This is a genomic window from Variovorax sp. YR750 (genome assembly GCF_900109805.1).
Lineage (GTDB): Bacteria > Pseudomonadota > Gammaproteobacteria > Burkholderiales > Burkholderiaceae_C > Variovorax > Variovorax gossypii.
Genome location: NZ_FOBJ01000001.1, coordinates 142487 through 169005, shown reverse-complemented (window position 1 = coordinate 169005; position 26519 = coordinate 142487). Strand labels below are relative to the sequence as shown.

The following is a 26519-nucleotide window of genomic DNA, read 5'->3' as shown; positions in this document are numbered from 1 at the left end:
TGCCGGACACGTCAGCAAGAAGCGTGCGTCGCGGTCCGCCGGGTCTGCTACTTGCGCAGCCCCTGCAGCTTGGCGAAGGCGTTGGCCATCTGGCCGGCCGGCTGCGGCGAGCTGTCGCGGCGGCCGTGCTGCTGCTGCCCGCGTCCCGCGCCCTCGAAGCGGTTGTCGCGCGGGCCGTCGCGGCGCGCCGGAGCGGCGTCGAGCTTCATCGACAGGCCGATGCGCTTGCGCGCCACGTCCACTTCCATGACCTTGACCTTGACGATGTCGCCGGTCTTCACGACCTCGCGCGCGTCGTTCACGAACTTGTGGCTCAGCTGGCTCACGTGGACCAGGCCGTCCTGGTGCACGCCGAGATCGACGAAGGCGCCGAACTGGGCCACGTTGCTCACCGTGCCCTCGAGCACCATGCCTTCCTTCAGGTCGGCGATGTCTTCCACGCCGTCGTTGAAGCGCGCCACCTTGAAGTCGGGGCGCGGGTCGCGGCCGGGCTTCTCGAGTTCGCCCAGGATGTCCTTGACCGTGATGACGCCGAACTTCTCGTTGGCGAACAGCTCGGGCTTCAGCGTCTTGAGCATGTCGGCGCGGCCCATCAGCTCGGCAATGGGCTTGCCGGTCTTCACGATGATCTGCTCGACCAGCGGATAGGTTTCGGGGTGCACGCCGGTGATGTCCAGCGGATCGGCGCCGCCGCGGATGCGCAGGAAGCCCGCGCTCTGCTCGAAGGCCTTGGGGCCGAAGCCGGTCACGTCCAGCAGCTGCTTGCGGGTGGAGAAGGCGCCGTTGGCCTCGCGCCAGCGCACCACCGCCTTCGCGACGCTCGACGACAGCCCCGACACGCGGCTGAGCAGCGGCACGCTGGCGGTGTTGAGGTCGACGCCCACCGAATTCACGCAGTCTTCCACCACGGCCTGCAGGGTGCGCGCGAGTTCGCTCTGGTTCACGTCGTGCTGGTACTGGCCCACGCCGATGCTCTTGGGGTCGATCTTCACGAGCTCTGCCAGCGGGTCCTGCAGGCGGCGCGCGATGGAAGCGGCGCCACGCAGGCTCACGTCGACGTCGGGCATTTCCTGCGAGGCGAATTCGCTGGCGGAATACACCGAGGCGCCGGCCTCGCTCACCACCACCTTGTCGACCTTCAACTCGGGCGCGCCGGCCTGCGCGGCCATCTTGGCCAGCAGCTTGATGAGGTCGGCGGCCAGCTTGTCGGTTTCGCGGCTGGCGGTGCCGTTGCCGATGGCGATCAGGTTCACGCCGTGCTTGGCGCAGAGCTTGCCCAGCGTGTGCAGCGAGCCTTCCCAGTCCTTGCGCGGCTCGTGCGGGAACACGGTGGCGGTTTCGACCAGCTTGCCGGTGGAATCGACCACGGCCACCTTCACGCCGGTGCGGATGCCGGGGTCGAGGCCCATGACCACGCGCGGGCCGGCGGGCGCCGCCAGCAGCAGGTCGCGCAGGTTGTCGGCGAACACCTTGATGGCGACCTTTTCCGCGTCTTCGCGCAGGCGGGTGAACAGGTCGCGCTCGGTGGAAAGAGCCAGCTTCACGCGCCAGGTCCAGGCCACGCACTTGCGGATCAGGTCGTCCGACAGGCGGGCCGAATGGCTCCAGCCCAGGTGCAGCGCGATGCGGCCTTCGGCGATGCTGGGCTTGCCCGGCTCGGGCTCCACGGGCAGCACCAGCTTGGCGTCGAGGATCTCGAGCGCGCGACCGCGGAACACGGCCAGCGCACGGTGCGAAGGCACGCGGCCGATGGGCTCGTCGTACTCGAAGTAGTCGCGGAACTTGGCGACGTCGGCGTTGTTCTCGTCCTTGCCGGCCATGAGGCTGGAGCGCAGCAGGCCTTCGTTCCAGAGCCATTCGCGCAGGCTCTGCACCAGCGCGGCGTCTTCGGCCCAGCGCTCGGAAAGGATGTCGCGCACGCCGTCGAGCACGAGCGGCACGGTGGAGAAGTCGGGGCCCGGCTTGCCGTCGTCGAGCGTGGTGGCGGGCTGCAGGAAGGCCTTGGCTTCCACGGCGGGGTCGAGCGTGGGGTCGGCCAGCAGCTTGTCGGCCAGCGGCTCGATGCCGAATTCGCGGGCGATCTGGCCCTTGGTGCGGCGCTTCTGCTTGAACGGCAGGTAGAGGTCTTCCAGCTCCTGCTTGGTGGGCGCCAGCTCGACCGCGGCGCGCAGCTCGGGGGTCAGCTTGCCCTGCTCGTCGATGGCCTTGAGCACGGCCACGCGGCGGTCCTCGAGTTCGCGCAGGTAGGAAAGGCGGGCTTCAATCTCGCGCAGCTGGGTGTCGTCGAGGCCATCGGTGGCTTCCTTGCGGTAGCGGGCGATGAATGGAACCGTGGCGCCTCCGTCGAGCAGTTCGACGGCGGCCTTCACCTGGTTCTCGCCGACCTTGATCTCGACGGCGAGCTGGCGAATGATTTTCTGCATGTCTTGAGCGCGTCCCTGGCAACAAAGCGCGGGAGTTTGCCATAGGCGGGAACGGCATCCGCGCCGGTTCGCCCGGCGGGCGTGTTACAGCATGCTTTCGTGTTCGGGCCGTGCCTCGGGCTGCGGCTGCGCGACCGCCTCGCAGGGCACCACCAGCCGCACGCACAGGCCGTGCGGCGCGACGGGAGCGATGTCGAGCTCCGCCCCGATCGCCTCGGCGCGCGAATGCATGCTGCGCAACCCCTTGCCCAGGCTCTCGAAAGAGTGCTCGTCGCCGGCCGGCAGGCTGCCCGGCGCGCCCAGCCCCCGGCCGTTGTCCCGCACCTCGAGCACCATCGCCCTGCCGCCCTCCTGCGGAGCCACGCGCAGCTCGACGCGGGTCGCACGGGAGTGGCGCAATGCGTTGGACAAGGCCTCCTGCGCCACGCGGCAGACCTGCGACGCGGTTTCAGCCGGCATGGGAAAGGCCTCGGACTCGGGCGACACGCTCCACTCGAGCGCGATGCCCATGCGCTCGAAAGCGGGCCTCAGCCGGTAGCGCAGATGGCCCAGCCGCTCGACGACCGTACTGTCGCCCTGGTCGTCCAGGTCGTCCACGGTCATCTGCAGTTCGAGAAGGCAGGCCTGCAGCGCCATCGATAGGCTGTCGGGGCCGCCGGACCCGGGGTTCTGGCTGGCCAGCAGCGCCACCAGCCTGGAGCCGACGCCGTCGTGGAGGTCGTTGGCGATGCGGCGGCGCTCCGCCATCACCGCCTGGGTCTGACGGAAGCGCGATGCGCGCCGCTGCGAGACGTACCAGATGCCCAGGATCATGCCCAGCACCAGCACGTTGACCACCTGCAGGGCCCAGAAGGTGAACGGCATGTCCTGCGCCATGACCGTGATGGCCGAACCCGCCCTGATGACCTGCGCGGCCACCGGCGTCAGGTGCAGCGCGCCGGCCAGAGCAGCCCACATCAGCAGCCGACGGCGCGAGATGCGCGAGTACAGCCACGTCAGGAGCACGAGCCACGAGCCGATCGACAACCACACGAACTGGTCTTCCAGAATGTGCGGAAGATGAAGGACCTGCGGCGCGAGCATGGCATGCCCTACAGGAGTCCCCGGTGGGAGGCGAAGCTCACGGCCTGCGCGCGGGTGTGGGCGTGCAGCTTGCGGTAGATGTTCTTGACGTGCGCGTTGACCGTTTGGGCGCTGATGGTGAGCTGCAGCGCGATCTCCTCGGTTACGTAGCCCGTTGCTACAAGTCGCAACACTTCGCGCTCCCGGGTGGATAACGTGGCCTTGCTGTCCGGCGGACGCACCGGGTTCACGTTGGAGCGCTTGTGGTCGAGGTGCACGAGCAGCCTGCGGGCCAGCCGCGGGGTGATGGCGGCACCACCGTTCACCACCTGCAGCACGGCCTGCGCATAGCTCTGGAACCACGCGTTCTTGACGAGGTAGCCGGAAGCTCCGAGCTCGAAGGCATGCAGTACCTGGGGTTCGTCCTCGAGCGCGGAGACGACGATGATCTCGGCCGCGCTGCGATGCCGCTTGGCCTCCTCGATCAGCTCGAATCCGCTGCCGTCGCCGAGGCGGATGTCGACCATGAGAACGTCGAACTCGTGTTGCATCAGCAATCGGCGTCCCTCGCGCAGGGTACCGGCCTGGCCCTCGAGCTGGATGCGCAGGTCGCCCAGCAATTCCTGGGCGATGACGCGACGCACGAAGGGGTCGTCGTCCACCAGCAGAACGCGTACTGGTTTGGTTTGCTGCCCTGTAAGGAAATCGGGCCACGGGAGGGTATCGGCAGAGGGAGCGAGTAGCCCGCCGAACTGTCCTGGGTTCGAGAATTTCCTAGACCCATTCCCTGAATCTGTCAACGAAATGTCGAGATCGCTTTCCATTTCAGCCCCTTTGTGACAACTGGTGCATCTTGTTCGTGACGAAAAGTTAATCCATTTCCATTCAGATTTTGAGTTTCAGTTTTTTTGATTACTTTGGTTGCATTCTGTTGCGATTCGCGACCACTGTCCATCGAAAGTTGTACTTTCCTCCTCTGTCGTGTCAAGTAAACGCGTCCTCCGGGCGGCGCTCCGGAGGGGGCGAAACACGCCTTTCGCCATAGCCTTGCTCTACCCAGCACTGGGCATTCTTCGTTCGCTTCCCAGCCAAGAAACTGCATCCCGGTCGACGCGGAATGCCATTTCAGCCCCCGCTACTGACCGTCAGCTGATGGCCGGATGCTCCGGCGATCGGGTTCGTTTCACCACCATCTCTCGAGGAAGCATCATGAAGAAGACTCTCATCGCCATCGCAGTGGTCCTGGTCGGAAGCGTCGCCTCCGCCACGAGCACCACGGCCCTTGCCGCCACCAGCACGACGACCGGCTCCTCCAGCTCGGCCGGCTCCGTGGCAGCCAGCTCCGGCACCGGCAGCGCACTCAGCTACAACGCAGCCAACTCCAGCTCGTCGGCCTCGGCCAACGCGGCAGGCGGCGCGGTCAGCTTCCCGGGCCTGCGCATCGGCGGCGCCTCGGCCAGCGGCTCGGCAACCACCCAGGGCAGCGTGACCAGCATGGCCGCGACGACCGGCAACGGCCTTGCCGTGGGCGGTGCCAACGCACAGGCCAATGCAGGCGCGGCATCCAATGCCAACTACAGCGCCGGCGGGCCGAACTCGGTGAGCGGCAGTGCCGGCGGTACCGCCTCCTCCACGACCAACAACACGGCTGCAACGGCCGCGGGTCCTGGCGGCGGTCTCGCGATCGTGACGCGCACCTCGGGCACGACCTCGGGCTACAGCGCCTCCTCGGGCGCCGTCAACGGCTTCATCAACGGCACCACCACCTCGGCCACCGCGGGCTCGACCGGCGGCTCCTTCGGCGTGACCAACGTCAGCTTCGGCAATGCCGGCGGCTTCAGCAACGGCGGCGGCACCGGCGGCCTGGCTGGCGCAGGTTCGACCGCATCGGCACCCTGAACTTCGCCGACACCGGTTGTTGCACCAGGAAATGGGGAGGGGTTCGCCCCTCCCCGGCTACCAAAGGAGTCGAGAACATGAAGAAACTTATCGTCCTGGCCCTGCTGGGCCTCTCCGCGGGCGCGATGGCGCAGACCAACGTGGGCGGAGCCAACAACCAGTCATCGAGTTCGGCCACCACCTCGGCCCAGGGGAACAACCAGGCCGTGAACTTCAACACCACCAACCCCTCGACGGTGACCCAGAACGTCAACAGCAGCGGCGCGACGACCAGCACCATCGACTACCGGGGCAGCTACACGATCAAGAACGTGCCCTCGGTCAACGGCCCCAACCTGACGACGAGCAACGACACCTGCATGGGCAGCACCAGCGCCAGCGCGAACGGCGCCGGCGTCGGCCTCAGCTTCGGCACCACCTGGACGGACGAGCACTGCAAGCGCCTGAAGATGAGCCGCGAGCTCTGGAACAAGGGCATGAAGGCAGCCTCGCTCGCCATGGACTGCATGGACCCGGCGGCCATGGCCGCGCTGGAGATGACGGGCACCAAATGCCCGCAGTCGATGACGGCGGAAGAACGCGTTTCGGCCTACGGCCCGCAGGCATCGGCCAGCGGCGCGCCCGCCTCGCCGCCTCGGCCGGTGGCTGCCGTGGCGCCACCCGCTCCGGCGGTGCCGCAACCCGTGGCGGCCATCACACCGGCGCCCCAGCCCGCTCCCGCAGCCCCCGCGGCCGCTGCGCTGCCAACGCCACCGGCTCCCATCGCCGAAGCAGCGCCGCAGCAGGTGGCTACCGCTCCCGTTGCCGTGGAAGAGCCGTCCGCCGCGGTGGCGACTCCGGTCGTCAGCGCGACTGTGACGCCGATCGACCCGCGTGACGCAGCCGCCATCCGCGCCGCGCATCTGCTCGACGCCCGGCTCGACGACGGCCCTGGCCTGCGGACGGTGCCGCAATGACTGCGCGGAGCCTGAAATGACCAGGACCGTACTTCTCCTCTGGCTGGCGGCCTGCTGCGTGACGACGGCGGCGGCGGCCGCTTCCGTCGCGCAGCCCACGCTGCGCGTCGAGCGGATGAACATGGGTAGCGGCCTTCAGAACGCACGGGGTACCGAGAACGCGGAAGCGGTAGGTTCCCTGGGCGTGTGGCACGTGCCGCAGTACATGCCGGGCTATCCCACGGCTGCGACGATCTGGCCGCGCGTGATCGTGATCCAGTGCACCAACGACCTGTGCGCCGGCTACGAGGTCACGCCCGAGATGGGCCGCGGCGAATACCTGTTCTTCGTGCCTGCCGGAAAGTAGGCAGGCAAGCAGGCGGGAAAGCAGGCGAAGGCGAGCGACAGGGCCGCGCGGGGCCCGGTCCGCATTGCCTTACGCTAGCGGAATGCCCACATTTCCGCGCGCCTTGCGTGCCCTGCTCCGTGCCATAGGTACCGCGCTCGTCGTTCCCCTGCTGCTCTTCGAGGAATGGGGCTGGGAGCCGCTGGCCGCGCTCGCGGCGCGGTTGTCGCGCCTTCCCTTCTGGGCCGCTCTCGAAGCACGGCTGCGGCGGCTGCCGCCCTGGGGAGCGCTGCTGGCTTTCTTCATTCCGGTGCTGTTGCTGCTGCCGGTGAAGGTGCTGGCGCTGTTCCTGTTCAGCCGGGGCCATGCCGCCACCGCGCTCACCGTGCTGGTGCTGGCCAAGCTCGTGGGCACGGCCATCGTCGCGCGGATCTTCCAGCTGGTCGAAGGGCCGCTGATGCGCATTCCGTGGTTCGCCCGCTGGTATCCGCGATGGAAGGCGTGGAAGGACCACGTGCTCACCATCGTTCGCCAGAGCCGCCCCTGGCGCGTGGTGCGGGCGCTGAACCGGCGGATCGCCCGCGGCTGGCGACGGTTCCGGGAAGGCTGAGACAAATATTACCCGGGTTATATTGTGATTTTCATTTAACCCGGGTAATATTTGAAGATGAATCTCCCCACGGAAAGCCGCCGCGCCCTCGTCCGGCAATACAAGGAAACCCCGCGCCCCGCGGGCGTCTACGTCATCCGCAACGGCTCGAACGGCCGCGTCTATGTGGGCGGCAGCCTGGACGTCGAAGGCGCGATGAACCGCGCGCGCTTCGAACTGAACATGCGCAGCCACCGCAACAAGGCGCTCGGGCAAGACTGGATCGAGCACGGCGCGGGCCATTTCAGCTTCGAGGTGATCGATCGCGTCAAGGAGCGCGACGACCCCGCCTTCGACCGCAAAGCCGAACTCGACAGGCTTCTTTCGCTCTGGCAGGAAGAGTTGCAGTGCTTCGGACCGAAGGGCTACAACACGCGTTGAAACTTGCACCGGGCGCACACGCAACGCATGGCAACCAGATGACGCGCACCAAAGCGCGGCAGCGAGTAGATTACGCACCTCGTTTCGCTTGGTACCCCCAGGAACAAAACACCCGAATGTCATCCGACACCCCCACCACCCTGACCGTGTTCTTCGACTTCCAGCGCGTCGCGCAAGGCAGCAAGGCCGAAGTGCTCGACCAGCTGCGCCGCCGCGACGATCCCGGGCCCTATCTCGTGTTCGACGACCGCACCGGCGCGCAGCTCGACCTCGACATGCGCGAGCTTCCGCCCGAGTTGCGCGACCACGAAGCCGAGCATCGCGACGATGCACCGCGCGGCGTGGGCCGCCCCAAGCTCGGCGTGGTCGCGCGTGAAGTCACGCTGCTGCCGCGCCACTGGGACTGGCTCGGCCGCCAGCCGGGCGGCGCGTCGGTCGCGCTGCGCAAGCTGGTCGACGATGCCCGCCGCGTGAACGCCGAGCGCGACACCGTGCGCGCGGCGCAGGAAGCCACCTACCGCTTCATGACCGCCATCGCGGGCAACCTGCCGGGCTTCGAGGAAGCCACGCGCGCGCTGTTCGCCGGCGAGGAGCAGCGCTTCGGCAACCTCATAGAAACCTGGCCCGCCGACGTGCGCGCCCATCTGCAGAAACTGTCGGCCGCCGGCTGGCACGCCCAATGAGAACAACACCCGAGACAACCGGAACCGGCGGCGGCGCCGACCCCAGCGGACTGCAAGGCGTGCCAGTGGCACCGGTCAACGCGCCACGGCCGCTGTGGAAGGTCTTTCTTTTCTTCCTCGCGCCGATGTTGCTCAGCAACATCCTCCAGTCGCTCTCCGGCACGCTGAACAACGTGTACGTGGGGCAGATGCTGGGCGTGGGCGCGCTGGCGGCGGTGTCGAGCTTCTTCCCGGTGATGTTCTTCTTCATCGCCTTCATCATCGGCCTGGGCGCGGGCGCCTCGGTGCTCATCGGCCAGGCATGGGGCGCGCGCGACGTCGCCAAGGCCAAGGCCGTGGCGGGCACCACGCTCACCGTCGGAGTGCTGCTGGGACTGGTGATCGCCGTGTTCGGCGGCGCGTTCACCACGCCGATGCTGGCCGCGCTGGGCACGCCGCCCGACGTGCTGGCCGACTCCACGCGCTATGCCCGCATCATGCTGATCGCGATGCCGGGCGTGTTCCTGTTCCTGCTGTCCACCGCGATGCTTCGCGGCGTGGGCGACACCGTCACGCCGCTGTTCACCCTGCTGATCTCCACGCTGATCGGGCTGGTGGTCACGCCCGCGCTCATCCGCGGCTGGGGCGGCCTGCCGCAGCTCGGCGTGGCGAGCGGCGCATGGGCGTCGGTGCTGTCGTTCATCGTGGCGACCACCTGGCTGGGCTTCCGGCTGCGCCAGCAGAAGAGTCCGCTCGCGCCCGACGCGGAGTTCATGCGCAACCTGCGCATCCAGCCGCAACTGCTGAAGGCCGTGCTGCGCATCGGCGTGCCCACGGGCGTGCAGATGATCGTGGTCGCGCTGGCCGAGGTGGTGCTGCTGTCGATGGTCAACGGCTTCGGCTCCAACGCCACGGCCGCCTACGGCGCTGTGAACCAGGTGGTGGCGTACGTCCAGTTCCCGGCGATCTCTATCGCCATCACGGCGTCGATCCTGGGCGCGCAGGCCATCGGCGCGGGCCGCGCCAACCGGCTCGGCGCCATCGCGCAGACGGCGCTGCTGATGAACCTGGTGCTCACCGGCGGCCTGGTGCTGCTGGGCTACCTGTTCTCGCGGCCGCTGATGGGCTTCTTCATCACCAGCGCGCCGGTCATCGAGATCGCGCAGACGCTGCTGCACATCATGCTGTGGAGCCTGGTGGTCTTCGGCATGGCCTCGGCGTTGTCGGGGATCATGCGCGCCAGCGGCTCGGTGCTGGTGCCCACGCTGATTTCCATCATCTGCATTCTGGGCGTGGAGGTGCCGGTGGCCTGGGTCATGAGCCACCGCATCGGGCTCGACGGAATCTGGGTGGCCTACCCGGTGACCTTCGGCGCGATGCTGCTGCTGCAGACCGCGTACTACCAGCTGGTGTGGCGCAAGAAGGCCATCCACAAGCTGGTGTAGCCGCCGCGCGGACTACTTGCCGTCGAAGGCCCGCTGCGCCTCGGCAAGGTCGAGCTTGACCATCTTCATCATGGCCTGCATCGCGCGGTTGGCCTTGGCCTCGTCCTTGTCCTGGAACATGCGGATCATGGCCATGGGCGCGACCTGCCACGACACGCCGAACCGATCGGTGAGCCAGCCGCACTGCACCGGCTGGCCGCCGCCTTCGAGCAGCCTGTCCCAGTAGTAGTCGACCTCGGCCTGCGTCTCGCAGGGCACGAACATCGAGATGGCCGGGTTGAACTTGTATTCCGGGCCGCCGTTGAGGACCATGAACTTCTGCCCGTCGAGCTCGAAGGTCGCGGTGAGCAGCGAGCCCTTGCGGCTGGGGTTGCTGTCGCCCCAGAGCAGCGTGTCGGTCACGCGCGAGTTCGGAAAGATGCTGCTGTAGAACTTCAGCGCCTCCTCGCCGTTGGTGTCGAACCAGAGACAGGGAATGATCTTCTGCATGGGACTCCTTCGCTTTTGACGATGAACCTGATAGTTCAGTATCGAAGCGTCGTACGGCCCCTGTCAACCCGTGCGACGCCTGTCAGCGGGAAGTTCCCATGCGTTCCGATCGCCCTGCCCTCGGCCGCCAGGCCCTTCAGGCGATCCGATAGAAGCCCTGGTCGGATAGCACGCCTGCCTTCTTCGTGAATTCGACCGGGTCGAAGCCCTCCTCGGCAAACTTCTTCTTCACGAGCTCTGTGGCCGAGGCCACGGCCTGCTCGCTGGTCCATTCGACCAGCGTCAGTACGTTGAACTCGCTGCCTCCACCCGTCTGGTCGAGCACATGCGCGCGCAGGCAGCCCGGCAAGTTGCGCAGCGTCTGCTGGATGCGCTGCATCTGCGCGATGAAAGCCTGCCGGGCTTCGGCGGGCACCGCGAACTTGTCGACGCGGAAAACGGGACCGGAAGCGGAGACCGGGTAAGCGACGCTGGTGTCGTTCGACATGAAACGGATTCCTTCAAGAGAAAAATGCGCACGGAACCCGCGCGCTGGAAGTTATTCTCAAACCTCAAGTAAAGCTGAGGTCAAGAGGTTTCTCTTCCGATGAACGACGCACTGCAAAGAGCCGGCATTTCCCCCACGCTCACCGTCGGCGAGGTCGCCCGCCGCAGCGGCGTCACGGTGTCCACGCTGCATTTCTACGAGGCGCAGGGCCTGATCGGCAGCACCCGCACCGCAGGCAACCAGCGACGCTACCCGCGCACGGTGCTGCGGCGCGTGGCCTTCGTGCGGGTAGCGCAGAGGGTAGGCATTTCGCTTGCCGAGATCGGCACTGCCCTGGCTACCCTCCCCGAATCCGCAGCGCCGAGCCGCGAGGACTGGGCCCGGCTCTCGGCTTCGTGGCGTGCCGAGCTGGACGAGCGCATAGAGCAGTTGCAGAAGCTGCGCGACACGCTCGACGACTGCATCGGCTGCGGCTGCCTGTCGATCGACCGCTGCAAGCTGCGCAATCCGCTCGACCGGCTTGGCGCCGAGGGCCAGGGGCCGCAGCGGCTGCTGGTGAAACGAGGCGCCTGAAAACTCAGGCGCCTGCGCCGAATGCCTTCCGCCAGCGATAGGCCTCGGCCGCATTGACCGCGCCCTTCGGCGCCCTGCCCTGGAAGATCTCCGCGAGCTGCGACACGGTTTCCGTCGCCTGGTGCTCGACCGCCGGCGGCGTGAGCCCGCCGATGTGGGGCGTGGCGATCACGCGCGGATGCGCTGCCACGTCCGGCGAAGGCATCTGGTCGGGCGCGCGGCCGACGTCGAGCGCGCATCCCGCGATCGTGCCGGCGTCCAGCGCGGCGAGCAGCGCACGCTCATCCACCAGATTGCCGCGCGAGGCATTGATGAAGAAGGCATGCGGCTGCATCGCGGCGAACGCCCGGGCGTTCATCATGTTCTCGGTCGCCTCGGTGGCGGGCGCGAGGCAGACCACGAAGTCCGACTGCGCCAGCAGCGCCTCGAAGCTCACCTGCTCGAACTCGGCCCGGTCGGTTGCCGTGTACGGGTCGTGCACGACGATGCGCATGCCCAGCGCCAGCGCGACATCGCAAAGGTAGCGGCTGATCTGCCCGTAGCCGATCACGCCCAGCGTGCTGCCGCGCAGTTCGCGACCCATCGCGGGCGGCGGCAGCCGGCCTGCGTGGTAGCTCGCGGCGGAGGCACTGATGCCTCGGCCCAGATCGATCATCGCGCCCACGATCCACTCCGACACCGAGGCGATGAACCCCGCGCTCGCCTGCGTCACCAGCACGCCGTGCCGGCTGGCGGAGGCCACGTCGATGTTGCGGATGTCGATGGCACAGCGCACGAAGGCCTTGAGCTGCGGCAGGGCCGCGAACAGCGCCTCGTCACCCGCCGTCTGGCGGTAGGAAATGATCGCGTCGCAGTCCTGCGCAAGGTCGGCGAGCTCGCGCGACGAAAGATCGGCGTCGCTGGGATTGAAGCGCACCTGCGCGATGGCCCGAAGGGCCGCGGTGGCGCGGTCGCCGAAGTAGTTGGCGAGCTTGGCTGGCGGATGGCTGACGAAAACCGTGGTCATGAAAAAGCTTCTGTTCGGAAGGAAAGACTGGCCGCGAGCATCATGCGGCCGCAAGCGCCAAGGATCGTGCGCCGCCACGAAGGCAGAATGGAAAAACCACAGGACGCCGCATGACCATAACCTCACAGACACCCGACGCAGCCCGTGCCTATGCCGTCGAGATGCACGGCGACCAGAAGTACGGCACGCATCCATACGTGCACCACCTCGACGCCGTCGCCGCCCTGCTCCAGCCCTACGGCGACAGGGCGCGCGTCGTCGGCTATCTGCACGACGTGGTCGAGGACACGGCAGCGACGGTGGCGGACGTGCGCTCGCGCTTCGGCGATCTGGTGGCCTCGTGCGTTGCGCTGCTGACCGACGCGCCCGGGGCCAACCGCAAGGAGCGCAAGGCCAAGACCTATGCGGCTCTGGCCGAAGTGAAGGGCGACGAGGAACTCGCGCTGCTCGTGAAGGCCGCCGACCGCCTGGCCAACGTGCGCGCCTGCGTGGCGGACGGCCAGCGCGCGCTGTGGGAGACGTACCACGGCGAGCATCCGACCTTCAGGGCAGCCGCATTCAGGGCCGGGCAATGCGATCCGTTGTGGACCGAGCTCGACACGCTGCTCTCGCCCTCTCGCGCACCAACAGCGACGCCCTGACAAGGGCTGTACACGGCTGGTTCGCCCCTCATAGACGAGCGATCTTTCGCGGGTAAAGCGGTCGCTGCGGTCCGGACAGACGGGCGCGCGCCCTGAGCCTGCCAGCCCGAGCCTGTCTGTAATGGTGCGAAATGGATTGGTGTCCGAATGGACGCCACAGTGCACGGACTTCAGTTCTCCGGAAAGCCAGAAGGGGGCAAGTTGCCGGCAGCCCCGACCCAGGCACGCATCCGGAGGAAAGTCGGGTGCATCCATTTCAGTAAAGCATCAATCGGATTGGAGGTCCAAATGGGCATTGTGTTTGCAGAAAACTGGAACAACATCGATGGACTCAGGGCGAAGCATGGAGACTGGTATGACGACGACTACAACACTCTGGGCGATGCCAACTACCAGCAGATATGCGCCATGCTGAACACGTGGGCAGAAAGAGAAATTGCCCACAATCACGCCAGCGAGCTATACGAAATCGCTACGGCCGTGTTGAGCGACAGACTCAATGTCACAGTCGAACTGGGATTCCACCAGCTTCAGAATTTCAAGGGACAGGATTATTTCCACATCACCGTGATACACCCGGACGGATGGAAAGCCCACATGTTCAGTCGCGCGAAAATCTATATGGGCCAGATCGCGCATATCGAGAAAACAATTGAAGGCGGAACCAAGGTCCCCACTGTCTACGAAAAAAGAATCTACCTACAGCCTCAGAAGCCCTACACGCCATTTCTCTGAGTCTCGCTAGCCGACACGCCGATTCGCGAACTCCATCACCCCGTCGTCCACCGAACCGAAGCGCAGGCTCACGAGATCGCGCGCGTAGTTCTGGTACACCCGCCACGGCGCGCGCGAGCCCTGCTTCGGAAACCTGCCCACCGCGCGCTGCACGTAGCCCGAGGAGAAGTCGAGCCAGGGCTCGGGCGCCAGGGACGGGTCGGTGTTGCGGGGCGTGCATTGCCTCCAGCCCTGCTTCTCCATGTGGTTGAGCACCCGGCAGACATACGCGCAGGTCAGGTCGCTCTTGAGCGTCCACGAGGCATTCGTGTAGCCGAACGACGAGGCCAGGTTGGGCACGTCGCTGTACATCATTCCCTTGTAGTTGAAGGTCGCGGCCGGATCCACGCGCCGGCCGTCCACCTCGAGCTGCACGCCGCCGAGCACCTGCAGTTCGAGCCCGGTGGCGGTGACGACCACGTCGGCCTCCAGCTCCCTGCCCGACTTCAGCCTGATGCCGCCCGGCGTGAAGGTGTCGACGTGGTCCGTGACCATCGAGGCGCGCCCTGCCCTGATGGCCGCGAACAGGTCGCCGTCGGGCACGAGGCACAGGCGCTGATCCCAGGGGTTGTAGCGCGGCGTGAAATGCGTGGCGACGTCGTAGCCGGGCCCGAGGGCCTGCCGCACGCCGCCAAGAATCAGCTTCTTCACGCGATCGGGCTTGCGCCGCGCGAGGCGGAAGAAGTACATCGACAGCAGCACGTTCTTCCAGCGCGTGAGACCGTAGGCCATTCCGGCCGGCAGGAAGCTGCGAAGCCCGTGGGCGATGGGGTCCTGCGCCGGCCGAGCGACCACGTAGGTGGGCGAGCGCTGCAGCAGCATCACGTGCGAGGCCGTCTTCGCCAGCGCCGGCACCAGCGTCATCGCGGTCGCGCCGCTGCCGATCACGATCACCTTCTTGCCGCTGCAATCCAGGTCCTCGGGCCAGTGCTGCGGATGGACGATGCGGCCCGCGTAGTCGCCAACGCCCGCGAACTCGGGCGTGTAGCCGGCCTCGTACCTGTAGTAGCCGCTGCACAGGAAGAGGAAGTTGCAACGCATGCGCAGCAGAAGCCGTTCGGGGCCGCGCTCGACATCCACGCTCCAGCAGGCATCGGCTGTGGACCACGAGGCGCGCACCACGCGATGGTTGAACCGGATCTTCCGGTCGATGCCGTGCTGCGCCGCGGTCTCGCGCAGGTAGTTCAGGATCGACGGCCCGTCGGCAATGGACTTCGCCTGCGTCCACGGCCGGAACGAATATCCCAGCGTGTACATGTCGGAATCCGAGCGCACGCCCGGATAGCGGAACAGGTCCCAGGTGCCGCCGCTGCGTTCGCGCCCCTCGAGGATCGCGTAGCTGCGCCCCGGGCAATTCGCCTGCAGGTGGTAGCCGGCGCCGATCCCGGAGAGGCCAGCGCCCACGACGAGCACATCGACGTGCTCCTGCTGATCTTCGTCCTGCATCGACATGTCTCCTTGTCTACTCAGTTCTTCCTGTCCGCACCTCCCGCGGGGGTGCCCCGGATCATCAGCCACGCGCTCACCGCACTCAACATGGCCAGCGCGGCGCTCGACAGCATCACCCAGCGAAAGCCCGCGACGAAGGATTCGGCCACCGCCCGTTTCGCGGCCGCGGCCGTGGCCGCATCAACGCCCGGCGGCATCGCCGCGCCCGCCAGCTTGCTGCGCTCGCCTTCGAGAAATGCTGCCACCTGCCTCGAAGCGCCCATGTCGCGCAGGTGATCCGCCAGCGCCGCGTCGAAGGCCCAGGCCATGAGCGCGCCGAACACCGCGATCGCCAGCACCGCCGCAGCGCGCGACACGGCGTTGTTCACGCCCGATGCCACGCCCGCCAGCTCGGGGCCGACCGCATTCATGACCGTGGTGGTCAGCGGCGCCACCGTCACCGTCATGCCGAAGCCCAGCACCACCACTGCCGGCAGAAAGCCGCTCCAGTAGCTCGCGCCCACGCCCGGCACCGCGAACAGCGCGAAGCCCACCGCCGCGATGGCCGGACCGATGACCAGCGGCATGCGCGGCCCGAAGCGGTCCACCAGCTGCCCGGCCCAGCCCGAGAGCGCGAACATGATGAAGATGAAAGGCAGCAGCGCCGCCCCCGCCACCGTCGCCGAGTAGCCCTGCACCTGGATCAGGTTGAGCGGAAAGAAGTACAGCCCGCCGCCCAGCGCCGCATAGAGCAGCAGCGTCAGCAGGTTCGCGCCGCTGAAGTTGCCGATGCGCAGCAGCTCCAGCGGCAGCATCGGCGTACGCACCTTGCGCTCGGCGACGAAGAAGCCCGCACCGCCCAGCACGCCGACGGCCAGCGCCGAAAGCACGGCCGGCGAGCGCCATCCCTGCGTCGGCGCCTCGATGAATGCGTAGACGATGCCGCCGAGCCCGGCCGTCGCGAGCAGCGCGCCCCACAGGTCGAGCCCGCCGCTGGCGGAAGCGCCGCGGCTCTCGGGCACGTGGCGCCACACGATCCACAGCACCAGCAGCGCCATCGGCACGTTGATGAAGAAGGCCCAGGTCCAGGAAAAGTGATCGACCAGGAAGCCGCCCAGCACCGGCCCCACCGCCGCCGTGATGCCGCTGAAGCCCGACCAGGTGCCGATGGCCTTGCCGCGCTCCTTCTCGGGAAAGGCCGCGCTGATCAGCGCGAGGCTGCCCGGCACCAGCAGCGCCCCGCCGATGCCCTGCACCGCCCTCCCGGCAATGAGCTGCTGCACGTTGGCCGCAAGCCCGCAGGCCACCGACGACAGGGCGAAGATGCCGACGCCGATCGCGAAGATGCGCCGCCGGCCGTAGTGATCGCCCAGCGCGCCGCCCACCAGGAGCAGTGCCGCCAGCAGCAAGGCGTACGACTCGACCACCCATTGCGCCTGGAAGGCCGTGGCGTGCAGGTCGGACTGGATGGCCGGCAGCGCTACGTTGACCACAGTGCCGTCGATGAAGGCCATGCTGGACCCCACGATGGCCGCCGCCAGCACCCAGGGTTTGGAGGCATCGGGGCAGCCGCCCTCCTCGGGGCGGGCGCCATGCAGGATCAGCGTGTCGTCGCAGGGCGCCTTGCCGATCTGTGCCATGGAGGTCTCCTTCCTATGGGATTCCGGTCTTGCCTCTTTTTTCTTCCCAGAGGCCGGGAGAAAGAATCAGGTCGCGCAGGCAGTCGCCGACGGATTGGCACGCGCGGCATTCACACTGCGCGCCATCGCAGCGGCCGCAGCCGCCGTCACGCGCTGCGCTCCTTGCGCCACCGCGTCCATCCCGCTGCCCACTGCCTCGCCGAGGTTCAGCTGGCACACCACCGTACGCGCCTCGTCCGAGCGCCGCAGCGTCCAGCTGAAGCCCGCATCGACGCGCGCGCCGTCGACCGCATCGAACTGGCGCAGCTGCACCGCGATGCGCCACACCGGCTGCGAGCCCTGCTTGCCGCTCCTGGTCACGTCGAGCGCGCCGAGCCGGCCGGCGATGCCGCTGGCCAACGCATCGCGCAGCTCGTTCTCGAACGACGAGGCCCAGCGATGCTGCTCCAGCACATCGACCTGCACGCTGCCGTTGGGCCGGCGCACCACCATCTGCGGCCGCGCGAAGCGCTCGGGCACGGCCACGGGCGCGAGCTCGATGTAAAGCGGTGCGGCGCTGCCGAGCGTCGAAGGCGCGGCATCAGCCGCCGCCACCGGGCTCGCCAGCGTGTAGTAGTTGTCGGGCTTGCTGGCGCAGCCCGCGAGCGTGGCCAGCATTGCCGCTGCTGCGGCCACGGATGCGATGTGGTTCTTCTTCATTTCTTGCCGTCGTCCGGTTTGCCGCGCAGCAGCGACTCTGGGTGGCGCTCGAGGTAGTCGGTCAGCACGCGCACCGAGCCGGCGGCGCGCGTGAGCTCCTGCAGCGTCTGGCGCATGTCCTGCTGCAGCGGCGAGTCGTCGGCCAGCGTGCGCTCGGCGCTGTTCACGGTCTTGCGCACGTCCTTCATGGCCGCGGCCAGCTCGGGCGTGACGTCGTTGTTGATGCGGCTGACCGTCTGCTCGGTGGTCGTCAGGGTCTTGTTGAGCGAGGCGAGCGTGGTGCGCAGGTCGCCCGCGATCTGCTCGTAGGGCACCTTGTTGAGCTTGGTCGCGATCTCCTGCACCTGCGACTGGATCTCGTCGAGGCTGTTGGCCACGGTGGGCAGCTCGATCGGGTTCTTCGACAGGTCGATCTTCGCGGGCGGCGCCTTCGGGAAGAAGTCGAGCGCCACGTAGACCTGGCCGGTCAGCAGGTTGCCGTTGCGCAGCTGGGCGCGCAGGCCCTTCTCGGCCAGGAAGCGCAGCCGCTCCTGCTGGGTGGCGCGCGACTCGGTGCCGCTCTCGCCCGCACGGCGGCGCAGGCGGTCGGGGTAGACCTGCACCAGCACCGGCATGCGGAACTCGCGCTCGGCGCGGTCGAACTCCACGCCGATGGACTTGACCTCGCCGATCACCACGCCGCGGAAGTCCACTGGCGCGCCCGGCGTGAGCCCGCGCAGCGACTGGTTGAAGTACATCAGCAGGGTCTGCGAGGGGCCGTCGGGCTCCTTCATGGCGGAAGACTCGTCCTGCGCCAGCGTGAAGGCCGCGTTCTCCTTGGCGACCGGGCCCATGGCGTCGTCGGGCGCCTGGAAGGCGATGCCGCCGAGCAGGATGGTCGCCAGCGACTGCGTGCGCAGCGTGAAGCCGCTCGCGCTCAGCTGCGCATCGATGCCGCTGGCCTGCCAGAAGCGCGTGTTCATGCCCACGAACTTGTCGTAGGGCGCGTTGATGAACACGCGGATGGTCACGCCGCGCCCGTCGCCGTCGAGCTCGTAGGCCGCCACCTGCCCGACCTTGACGCGCCTGAAGTACACCGGCGAGCCCACGTCGAGCGAGCCCACGTCGTTGGCGCGCAGCAGAAACTGCTTGCCCGAGTCGTCGCGCGTGACGATGGGCGGCGTCTCCAGCCCGGTGAACTCGCCCGCCGTTTCCGTCGACACGCCCGCGTCGGCGCCGATGTAGGCGCCCGACAGCAGCGTGTTGAGCCCCGAGATGCCCGACGTGTCGAGCCGCGGGCGCACGACCCAGAAGCGCGAGTCCTGCGCCGTGAAGCTCTGCGCCTCCTTGTTGAACTGCACCAGCACGCGCACGTGCGAGCGGTCGCGCGCCAGCCGCAGGCTGGTGACCAGGCCGATCTGCACGTCCTTGTACTTCACGGCGGTCTTGCCGGCCTCCAGGCCCTCGGCGGTCTTGAAGGTCAGCACCACCTCGGGGCCGCGCTCCAGGATGATCCGCGCCACCAGCGTGATGCCCACCAGCGCTGCCACGATGGGGATCAGCCAGATCAGCGACGGCAGCCACTCGCGCCGGCGCACCACGCGCGGCCTGGGCAAGGGTGACTGGTCGGGCGGGCCGGACGGCGCCGGCCTGTCCTTGGGTTGATCTTCTTCACTCATGCTGGTTTCTCGTCCCTGTTTCCATGTGTCTGTGCACCTTCCTCGTTGTCGCGCAGGATGGCCTGTTCCTCCCTGCTGTCCCAGGTGAGCTTCGGGTCGAAGCTCAACGAGGCCAGCATCGTCAGCACCACCACCGAGCCGAAGGCCGCGATGCCCACGCCCGCGGTGATGACCGCGAAGCCCTGGATCTGCACCAGCCCCGTCAGCAGCGACACCACGAACACGTCGAGCATCGACCAGCGGCCGATGATCTCGATGATGTGATACAGCTTCGCCCGCTCGCGCCTCCGCCAGCTGCTGCCGCGCTGCGCCAGCACCACGAGCAGCAGCAGCACGGCCAGCTTGAACAGCGGCACCAGGAAGCTGGCGATGAAGACGATGGCCGCGAGCCCGTAGGCGCCAGACACCCAGAAATAGATCACTCCGCTCAGGATGGTGTCGTTCTGCGTGCCGAACAGCGTGCGCGTGATCATCACCGGCAGCAGGTTCGCCGGTATGTACATCATGCAGGCCGCGATGAGGAAGGCCCAGGTGAGCTTCAGGCTCTGCGGCTTGCGCGTGTGCAGGTGCGTGCCGCAGCGGCCGCAGGCATCGCCCTCCTCCGCGCCTTCCCAGACGGCGCCGCAATGCCGGCAGGGCATGTAGCCGAGCGAGGCGGCGGTGAGAACCCGCGAGTCCTCGTCGTGGTGGTGATGGTCGCTGGAAGCCGCGATGCTCCCGAGGCGCTGCCGGAGACGGCCCAGCGGCTTCATGCCGACGCCCCGCCCTTCTCGTCGTTCGCCCCTTCGCCCGTGCCTTCGTCCGGCAGGGCCTCGCCCTTCGGCCGGAACGCCATTCCCCAGAACGCCCCCGGATCGAACGACAGCACCGCCGTCAGCATGACCGTGAGCGCCATGAAGGCCCACAGCGCCGGCCCCGGCACCACGCTCGCCATGCTCGACAGCTTGACGATGGCCACCAGCACCCCGAGCAGGAACACCTCGATCATTCCCCAGGGCCGCAGCGACTGCATCGCCCGCACCAGCAGCGCGAAGCCCACCGGCCGGTGCTCCCGGCTCAGCGGAATCAGCAGGTAGGCCAGGATGCAAAGCTGCAGGAAGGGAAAGAGGATGGTGGTCGCCAGCACCAGCAGCGCCACCAGCGACATGCCCTCGGCGGTCAGCGCCACCACGGCTCCTGCCAGCGTGGTCTGGCTGCGCAGGCCCTGGAGCTCGATCTCGACGATGGGAAACAGGTTCGCGATGGCGAACATGATGAGGCAGGCCACCGTCAGCGGAAGGATGCGGCGCTCCTGCTGGCCCGGGTGCCGGTCGAGCTCGGTGCCGCAGCGGGGGCAGTGCGCCACGTCGCGCGGCTTGAGCGGCGCGCGGCTGTAGACCGCGTCGCAGCCCGGGCAGACCACCGTTTCAGGTACTTCCTTCATGGGTGAGTACCCTAACTCATTCAGCCGCCGTGGCTTGTCGTCCTGAGGCGCAGCGTGCTGAAAACCGCCGCAACCGCGGCAAAACTGGCCGCCAGCACCAGCGCCACCACCGGTCCGTGGCCGCCGTGCGGGCTCCAGACGCTGAAGACGCCCGCCAGCACCACGGCGCCCAGGGTCTGCCCGGTGAGCCGGGCCGTGCCCAGCATGCCGCTGGCCGCACCACTGCGGTGCGCCGGCGGCGAGGTCACGATGGTGTGGTTGTTCGGCGACTGGAACAGCCCGAAGCCCAGCCCGCACAGCGCCATGCGCCAGGCGATGTCGGCATTGCCCGGATGCGCCGGCAGCGCCGCCAGCAGCGCCAGGCCGGTGGCCAGCAGGCCCAGCCCGATGCCGCCGAGCAGCCCGTCGGGGTAGCGGCCGATCAGCCGCCCCGCGATGGGCGCCATCACCACGATGGCCAGCGGCCAGGCAGTGATGAGCAGACCGGCCTCGATGTGGCTGCGGCCGTACACGTCGAGCAGCAGGAACGGCAGCGCGATGTAGGCCAGCATCTGCGCGCAGAAGGCGGCCACCGAAGTACCCATCGACAGCGCGAACACCGGAATGCGCAGCAGGTCGATGGGAAAGAGCGGCACGGCCAGCTTGCGCTGGCGCCGCAGGTAGACGAAGCCCACGGCCACGCCGGCGAGCAGGATGGCCCACGCCGAGGCCTGCGAACCGCCCGCGCCCTGCACCGGGCCCTCGCGCACGCCGAGCCGGTCGACGCCCAGGAACACCAGCGAGAACATCAGCACGTTGAGCGCCACGTCCACCGGCGAGAAGCGCAGCCCGGCGGCAGGCGCCACGCGGTTGAACGGCAGCGCCTTCATGCCCAGCGCGAAGGTGACGATGCCCAGCGGCACGTTGATGGCGAAGAGCCAGGGCCACGAAGCCACCGAGAGGATGGCCGCCGCCACCGAAGGCCCCGCCACCGACGAAGTAGCCACCACCAGCGAGTTGATCGCCATGCCCTTGCCCAGCTGGGCGGATGGATACGTGAGCCGCACCAGCGCCGCGTTCACGCTCATGATGCCGGCCGCGCCCAGCCCCTGGAATGCGCGTGCCGCGATCAGCGTGCCCAGCGAGTTGGCGAAGGTGGCTGCCAGCGACGACAGCGTGAACACCGCCATGCCGACCAGGTACACGCGCCGGTAGCCCACGAGGTCGCCCAGCGAGGCCAGCGGCAGCAGCATCACCAGCGTGGCGATCTGGTACGCATTGACCACCCAGATCGCCTGCGACGGGCTGGCCTGCAGTTCGCGCGCGATGCCCGGCAGCGCGAGGTTGACGATGGTGCCGTCGAGCACCGCCACGATCAGCCCGAGGATGATGACCAGCATCGCCCAGCCGCGCTCCGGCTGCGCCAGTCCGTCCATGGGCCTTGGGCCCGCGTTGCCGCCGTTGTTGTTGTCTTCGGCTGCCGGGAGCGCGGCGCCTGCGCGTACCGTGTTCATCAGGCTTGCTGCGTCCTTCCTGTCTTTCCTGCCTTGGCCGTGGGCTCGGAGCGCACGCCGCCCAGCGTCAGCCAGGTCAGCACCAGCGCGATGAGCGCGCCGCCGGCCATGCCGGCCACCATCGGCAGCGGCCTGCCGTCGGTGAAGAAGCCCACCACCGCCATCGCCAGCGCACCGGTGAGCATCTGCAGCGTGCCCAGCAGCGCCGAGGCCGTGCCCGCAATGGCGCCGTGCATCTCGAGCGCGAGCACGCCGGTGGTCGGAATCACCAGCCCCATGAAGCCCGAGGCGATGAAGTACAGGACGATAAGCACCCAGATGCTGTCGCCGCCCATCGCGAAGTAGACGAACATCGCGGCCATCGCCACGCCGCAGCACACCACGCCGAACTTGACGAGCTTGACCAGCCCGTAGCGCTCGCCCAGCGCACCGGTGAACTGCGAGGCGCCGATGAAGGCGGCCGCGTTCACGCCGAAGGCCACGCTGTAGAGCGCGGGCGACAGGCCGTAGTGGTCGATCATCACGAACGACGAGTTCGCGAGATAGGTGAAGAAGCCCGCCATCGCGAAGCTGCCGATGAACACCAGCCCGAGGTAGTGCGTGTCGCGCAGCAGCAGCCAGTAGGCCGAGAGCGCGCTGCCGAGGCTGCTTTCGACGCGCTCCGAGGCCGGGCGGGTTTCGTCGAGCAGCTTCACCATCATCGCGAGGCCGGCCACGGCCGCGATGGTCACGGCCCAGAACACGCCGCGCCAGCCGGCGAACGCGATCACGGCGCTGCCCGCGAGCGGCGCGAGGATCGGCGACACGCTGAACACCAGCATCAGCAGCGACATCAGCCGCGCGGCATCGGTGCCGGTATGCAGGTCGCGCACCACGGCGCGCGGAATCGCCATGCCGGCTGCGGCGCCCAGGCCCTGGATGAAGCGCAGCACGATCAGCGTCTGGATGTCGGTCGCCAGCGCGCAGCCCACGCTGGCAAGCGCGAACAGCACCAACCCCGCGTACAGCGGCGGCTTGCGGCCCACCATGTCGGAGACCGGCCCGTACAGCAGCTGCCCCGCGCCGAGCGAAAGGAAGAAGGCCGTGAGGCTCATCTGCACCGCGCCGATGTCGGCACGCAGGCTCTGCCCGATGGCTGGCAGCGCCGGCAGGTACATGTCGATGGCGAATGGCCCGATGGCCGAGAGCAGGCCCAGCAGCAGGGCCATCTTGAAGAAGGGGGAAGAACGCATTGAACCGATTGTCGCGAAGCGCGGCAATCGGTGCAGGCGTGGGGTCGGCCCCGGTGCGGTTCAGCCCGGCTTGCTAATTCTGGGCAAAGAAACGGTTGCCGGGCCGCGGCAGGCCGAGGTTCTCGCGCAAGGTACGACCTTCGTATTCGCGCCGGAAGATGCCGCGTCGCTGCAGCTCGGGCACCACCTTGTCGACGAAGGCGTCGAGCCCGCCTGGCAGCCAGGGGAACATCACGTTGAAGCCGTCGCAGCCTTCGCTTTCCAGCCACTCCTGCATGTCGTCGGCGATGGTCTGCGCGGTGCCGACGAAGGCAAGCCCGCCGTAGCCGCCCAGGCGCTGGGCCAGCTGGCGCACCGTGAGGCTCTCGCTGCGGGCCAGCTCGATCACGCGGGCGCGGCCGCTCTGGCTCGCATTGGTCTCGGGCACGTCGGGCAACGGGCCGTCGGGGTCGAACTTCGAAGCGTCGTGGCCCAGCGCGATCGACAACGACGCGATGGCGCTGTCGTAGTGCACCAGGCTGTCGAGCTTCGCGCGGATGGCGCGCGCCTCCTCCACCCTGTCGCCCACCACCACGAAGGCGGCCGGCAGGATCTTGAGATGGTCAGGGTCGCGCCCGATCGCGCGCATGCGGCCCTTGATGTCGGCATAGAGGCTGCGCGCGCCGGCCAGCGTGCCGGGCGCGGCGAACACCGCCTCGGCGGTCTCTGCCGCGAGCTGGCGGCCGGCCTCCGAGGCGCCCGCCTGCACGATCACCGGCCAGCCCTGCACCGGCCGCGCGATGTGCAGCGGGCCGCGCACCGACAGGTACTTGCCCTTGTGGTCCAGCACGTGCAGCTTGGCCGGATCGAAGAAGCGGCCGCTTTCGACGTCGCGCTCGAAGGCGTCGTCGGCCCAGCTGTCCCACAGGCCGGTGACCACGTCGTGGAACTCGCGGGCGCGGGCATAGCGCTCGTCGTGTTCCATGTGGTCGTCGCGGCCGAAGTTCAGCGCAGCGTCGGGGTTGGAGGTGGTCACGATGTTCCAGCCCGCGCGGCCTTCGCTCAGATGGTCGAGCGAGGCGAAGCGACGCGCGATGTGGAACGGCTCGTCGAAAGTGGTCGAAGCCGTTGCCACCAGCCCGATGTGCCGCGTGTGCTGTGCCAGCGCCGACAGCAGCGTGAACGGCTCGAACGACGTGACCGTGTGGCTGCGCTGCAGCGCGGCCACCGGCATGTTCAGCACGGCAAGGTGGTCGGCCATGAAGAAGGCGTCGAAGCGGCCCCGCTCCAGCGTCTGCGCAAGTTGCTTCAGATGCGCGAAGTTGAAGTTCGCGTCGGGCCACGCACCCGGATAGCGCCAGGCGCCGGTATGGATGCTCACGGGGCGCATGAAGGCGCCCAGCCGCAGCTGCTTCGCGGTGCTCATCGGGAGGCTGCTACTTGCCGGCGGGCCAGAACACCAGCGCGCGCAGCTCGATGCTGCGGCGCGGCGGCGCTTCCTGCGAACCCGTCGGGTCCTCGAAGGCGGTGTGCGCGGTGTAGCGCGCCACGCCCTGCTCGAGCGAGTCGTAGATCTTCAGCAGCAGGGCCTCGTCGGGCCGCAGTCTCGGAAACCAGTACCACTGGTGCTCGGGATTCCAGGTGAAGGAATAGGTCTCGCCCACCTTGTCGGGATAGACCAGGTCGCTGGGCACGAGGTCGGGGGGCGAAATGGAGCGCGCGTCGCACAGCGCCAGCGGCAGGCGCTCGACCGTGGCCAGCGGCCGCCACAGGTTGATGATCGCGAAGCGGTTCTTCAGGCGCTCCTCGGCCTCCTCGGGCGGCAGGTGGGCGTGCACGCGGCGCGGCGCGGAGACGAAGGTCTGGTCGTTGTGCACGCGTCGCACCGGCTCGCGCAGCTCGGCGGTGCGGCGCGAGCCCTGCGCGCTGTCGCGCAGCGTGTGGTCGAACACCACGACCTTCTCGGCGCCGGTCACGTCGCGCAGCAGCGCTTCGGATTCGCGGTAGTAGATGTCGCGGATCGCCGCGTCCTGGGAGAAATCGGCGAGCGCGCTGCGATGCGAGATCTGCGTGAAGCCGCTGCGGTCGAGCGTCAGCTCGTTCAGCGCTACCAGCGGACGCCCGTCGCGGATCGTCACGCGGCGCGGCTCCAGTTCGCCGGTCACCCAGGGCGTGCCGGGCGGCGGCTCGAATGTGTAGCTCACGGGCCGGCCCTGGCCCGCCTTCAGGTAGTTGAGCTCCGCCTGCACCGAAGGCAGCGTAGCGGCCAGCATCTGTCCATTCGATCCGACGCTCATGTAGCGTGACTCCTCAAAACGGTTCCTTGAACGGCCGCAGGTCCAGCTCCTGCGTCCATGCGCTGCGGTGCTGCACATGCAGCTGCCAGTAACTTTCAGCGATGGCTTCGAGCTGCAGCAGGCCGTCGTCGCCGGCCTGCTCCACGCGTTGCGGCGCGTTGTTGCGCAGGCGCTCGCCGTCGATGCCCCCGTCGATCACCACGTGCGCCACGTGAACGCCCTGCGGGCCGAACTCGCGCGCCAGGCTCTGGCTCAGCGAACGCAACGCGGCCTTGGCCGCGGCGAAGGCCGCGAACGGCGGCTTGCCGCGCAGAGCCGCGGTGGCTCCGGTGAACAGCAAGGTGCCACGTGCGTGCGCTCCGCCCGCCTCGAAGGGATTGACCAGCAGGCCGCGCAGGGCCTCGTGCCCGAAGATGAAGCCGCCCAGCGCACTGGTGCGCCAGGCCTGCGTGAACTGTTCGACCGAAAGATCCAGCGTCGGCGCTCGCACCGCGCTCGCGGCATTGAAGATGGCCACCGTGAGCGGACCCAGCGCCGCCGTCTTCTGAGCTATGCCGTGAATCTCGGCCTCGCTCGCCACGTCGCCCGCGAAGGCATGGGCCCGGCCGCCAGCTGCGACGATTTCGCCGGCCACCGCATCGAGCTGGGCCTGCGTTCGGCCGGTCAGAGCGACGATGAAGCCTTCGGCCGCGAAGCGCCGCGCGAGCGCCGCACCCAAGCCTGCGCTGGCGCCGACACCGGCAATCCATGCAACGGGCGACGGCGCGGACCCAGACGACGGCGAAGATGGAGTGACGGAGGTGACAGCCATGAATGAGAACGAAGGCTATACCTGCGCCCCGCCGCGCGGAACGATGCAAAAGGGATAACCTTATTCGGTGGCAGGTCGGTGCCTCGC

At 68.2% G+C, this 26519-nt stretch carries 27 protein-coding genes; 10 read left to right on the top strand and 17 right to left on the bottom strand.

The features are described from left to right. Positions 1-47: 47 nt before the first annotated feature. The 3 genes from BMY35_RS00765 to BMY35_RS00755 all read right to left on the bottom strand — a co-directional run bounded on the left by BMY35_RS00765 (position 48) and on the right by BMY35_RS00755 (position 4309). On the bottom strand, positions 48-2423 hold the full coding sequence (locus tag BMY35_RS00765; protein WP_093195092.1) for a Tex family protein: 2376 nt from the start codon (positions 2421-2423) through the stop codon (positions 48-50). 84 nt (positions 2424-2507) lie between these two features. After that, positions 2508-3455 carry a sensor histidine kinase gene (locus BMY35_RS00760; RefSeq protein ID WP_256227911.1) on the bottom strand — a complete coding sequence of 316 codons (948 nt, stop codon included), beginning with the start codon at positions 3453-3455 and terminating at the stop codon, positions 2508-2510. A 59-nt stretch (positions 3456-3514) separates the two neighbouring features. After that, positions 3515-4309 (bottom strand): LuxR C-terminal-related transcriptional regulator, encoded by a 795-nt coding sequence (locus BMY35_RS00755; RefSeq protein ID WP_093195090.1) that lies wholly within the window; start codon positions 4307-4309, stop codon positions 3515-3517. A 385-nt stretch (positions 4310-4694) separates the two neighbouring features. On the opposite strand from BMY35_RS00755, the gene BMY35_RS00750 reads away from it, so the two are divergent. The 7 genes from BMY35_RS00750 to BMY35_RS00720 all read left to right on the top strand — a co-directional run bounded on the left by BMY35_RS00750 (position 4695) and on the right by BMY35_RS00720 (position 9802). Next, positions 4695-5384, top strand: a complete 690-nt coding sequence (locus tag BMY35_RS00750; protein WP_093195089.1) for a hypothetical protein — start codon at positions 4695-4697, stop codon at positions 5382-5384. A 77-nt stretch (positions 5385-5461) separates the two neighbouring features. Next, entirely contained in the window at positions 5462-6340 is an 879-nt protein-coding gene (locus BMY35_RS00745) for a hypothetical protein (RefSeq protein ID WP_093195088.1), read from the top strand. 16 nt (positions 6341-6356) lie between these two features. Next, positions 6357-6686, top strand: a complete 330-nt coding sequence (locus BMY35_RS00740; protein ID WP_093195087.1) for a hypothetical protein — start codon at positions 6357-6359, stop codon at positions 6684-6686. Positions 6687-6768: 82 nt separating this feature from the next. Continuing rightward, complete coding sequence (locus tag BMY35_RS00735; protein WP_093195086.1) at positions 6769-7275, top strand: hypothetical protein; 507 nt, start codon at positions 6769-6771, stop codon at positions 7273-7275. Between the two features lie 57 nt (positions 7276-7332). After that, positions 7333-7695, top strand: coding sequence for a GIY-YIG nuclease family protein (locus tag BMY35_RS00730; protein WP_093195085.1), 363 nt, complete (start codon positions 7333-7335; stop codon positions 7693-7695). 116 nt (positions 7696-7811) lie between these two features. Continuing rightward, entirely contained in the window at positions 7812-8378 is a 567-nt protein-coding gene (locus BMY35_RS00725; RefSeq protein WP_093195084.1) for a DUF2239 family protein, read from the top strand. Next, on the top strand, positions 8375-9802 hold the full coding sequence (locus tag BMY35_RS00720; RefSeq protein WP_093195083.1) for an MATE family efflux transporter: 1428 nt from the start codon (positions 8375-8377) through the stop codon (positions 9800-9802). Before BMY35_RS00725 ends, BMY35_RS00720 begins: the two co-directional genes overlap by 4 nt. Positions 9803-9814: 12 nt before the next feature. Here BMY35_RS00720 and BMY35_RS00715 read toward each other — a convergent pair whose 3' ends face one another. Continuing rightward, complete coding sequence (locus tag BMY35_RS00715) at positions 9815-10291, bottom strand: VOC family protein (RefSeq protein WP_093195082.1); 477 nt, start codon at positions 10289-10291, stop codon at positions 9815-9817. A 136-nt stretch (positions 10292-10427) separates the two neighbouring features. Continuing rightward, positions 10428-10778, bottom strand: a complete 351-nt coding sequence (locus tag BMY35_RS00710; RefSeq protein WP_093195081.1) for an antibiotic biosynthesis monooxygenase family protein — start codon at positions 10776-10778, stop codon at positions 10428-10430. Positions 10779-10877: 99 nt separating this feature from the next. Between BMY35_RS00710 and soxR the strand changes: the two genes are divergently transcribed. After that, positions 10878-11351, top strand: coding sequence for a redox-sensitive transcriptional activator SoxR (gene soxR / locus BMY35_RS00705; RefSeq protein ID WP_093195080.1), 474 nt, complete (start codon positions 10878-10880; stop codon positions 11349-11351). 4 nt (positions 11352-11355) lie between these two features. Here the strand turns inward: soxR and BMY35_RS00700 are convergent, their stop codons facing one another. Continuing rightward, positions 11356-12357: a hydroxyacid dehydrogenase gene (locus BMY35_RS00700; protein ID WP_093195079.1), complete on the bottom strand. Its 1002-nt coding sequence runs from the start codon at positions 12355-12357 to the stop codon at positions 11356-11358. 110 nt (positions 12358-12467) lie between these two features. Here BMY35_RS00700 and BMY35_RS00695 point away from each other — a divergent pair, with 110 nt between their 5' ends. Continuing rightward, positions 12468-12998 carry an HD domain-containing protein gene (locus tag BMY35_RS00695; protein WP_093195078.1) on the top strand — a complete coding sequence of 177 codons (531 nt, stop codon included), beginning with the start codon at positions 12468-12470 and terminating at the stop codon, positions 12996-12998. 147 nt (positions 12999-13145) lie between these two features. After that, complete coding sequence (locus BMY35_RS00690) at positions 13146-13733, top strand: hypothetical protein (RefSeq protein WP_093195077.1); 588 nt, start codon at positions 13146-13148, stop codon at positions 13731-13733. Positions 13734-13739: 6 nt separating this feature from the next. Here the strand turns inward: BMY35_RS00690 and BMY35_RS00685 are convergent, their stop codons facing one another. The 11 genes from BMY35_RS00685 to BMY35_RS00635 form a co-directional block, all read right to left on the bottom strand. After that, positions 13740-15218 carry a flavin-containing monooxygenase gene (locus tag BMY35_RS00685; protein ID WP_093195578.1) on the bottom strand — a complete coding sequence of 493 codons (1479 nt, stop codon included), beginning with the start codon at positions 15216-15218 and terminating at the stop codon, positions 13740-13742. 20 nt (positions 15219-15238) lie between these two features. Further along, complete coding sequence (locus tag BMY35_RS00680) at positions 15239-16840, bottom strand: MFS transporter (RefSeq protein WP_093195076.1); 1602 nt, start codon at positions 16838-16840, stop codon at positions 15239-15241. 66 nt (positions 16841-16906) lie between these two features. Further along, positions 16907-17539, bottom strand: a complete 633-nt coding sequence (locus BMY35_RS00675; RefSeq protein ID WP_093195075.1) for a PqiC family protein — start codon at positions 17537-17539, stop codon at positions 16907-16909. Further along, on the bottom strand, positions 17536-19197 hold the full coding sequence (locus tag BMY35_RS00670) for a PqiB family protein (RefSeq protein WP_176947609.1): 1662 nt from the start codon (positions 19195-19197) through the stop codon (positions 17536-17538). Before BMY35_RS00670 ends, BMY35_RS00675 begins: the two co-directional genes overlap by 4 nt. Continuing rightward, positions 19194-19949 (bottom strand): paraquat-inducible protein A, encoded by a 756-nt coding sequence (locus tag BMY35_RS00665; RefSeq protein WP_371287119.1) that lies wholly within the window; start codon positions 19947-19949, stop codon positions 19194-19196. Before BMY35_RS00665 ends, BMY35_RS00670 begins: the two co-directional genes overlap by 4 nt. Then, on the bottom strand, positions 19946-20620 hold the full coding sequence (locus tag BMY35_RS00660) for a paraquat-inducible protein A (RefSeq protein ID WP_093195074.1): 675 nt from the start codon (positions 20618-20620) through the stop codon (positions 19946-19948). The genes BMY35_RS00665 and BMY35_RS00660 overlap by 4 nt, the downstream gene beginning before the upstream one ends. Positions 20621-20640: 20 nt before the next feature. Beyond that, a complete protein-coding gene (locus BMY35_RS00655; RefSeq protein ID WP_256227905.1) occupies positions 20641-22113 on the bottom strand; it encodes an MFS transporter in 1473 nt (490 codons plus the stop codon). Then, positions 22113-23345, bottom strand: a complete 1233-nt coding sequence (locus BMY35_RS00650; RefSeq protein ID WP_176947610.1) for a multidrug effflux MFS transporter — start codon at positions 23343-23345, stop codon at positions 22113-22115. The genes BMY35_RS00655 and BMY35_RS00650 overlap by 1 nt, the downstream gene beginning before the upstream one ends. A 73-nt stretch (positions 23346-23418) precedes the next feature. After that, complete coding sequence (locus tag BMY35_RS00645) at positions 23419-24750, bottom strand: LLM class flavin-dependent oxidoreductase (protein ID WP_093195073.1); 1332 nt, start codon at positions 24748-24750, stop codon at positions 23419-23421. A 10-nt stretch (positions 24751-24760) separates the two neighbouring features. Then, positions 24761-25621, bottom strand: a complete 861-nt coding sequence (locus tag BMY35_RS00640) for a CmcJ/NvfI family oxidoreductase (RefSeq protein WP_093195072.1) — start codon at positions 25619-25621, stop codon at positions 24761-24763. Between the two features lie 13 nt (positions 25622-25634). Beyond that, positions 25635-26432 carry an SDR family NAD(P)-dependent oxidoreductase gene (locus BMY35_RS00635; RefSeq protein WP_093195071.1) on the bottom strand — a complete coding sequence of 266 codons (798 nt, stop codon included), beginning with the start codon at positions 26430-26432 and terminating at the stop codon, positions 25635-25637. Positions 26433-26519 lie beyond the last annotated feature (87 nt).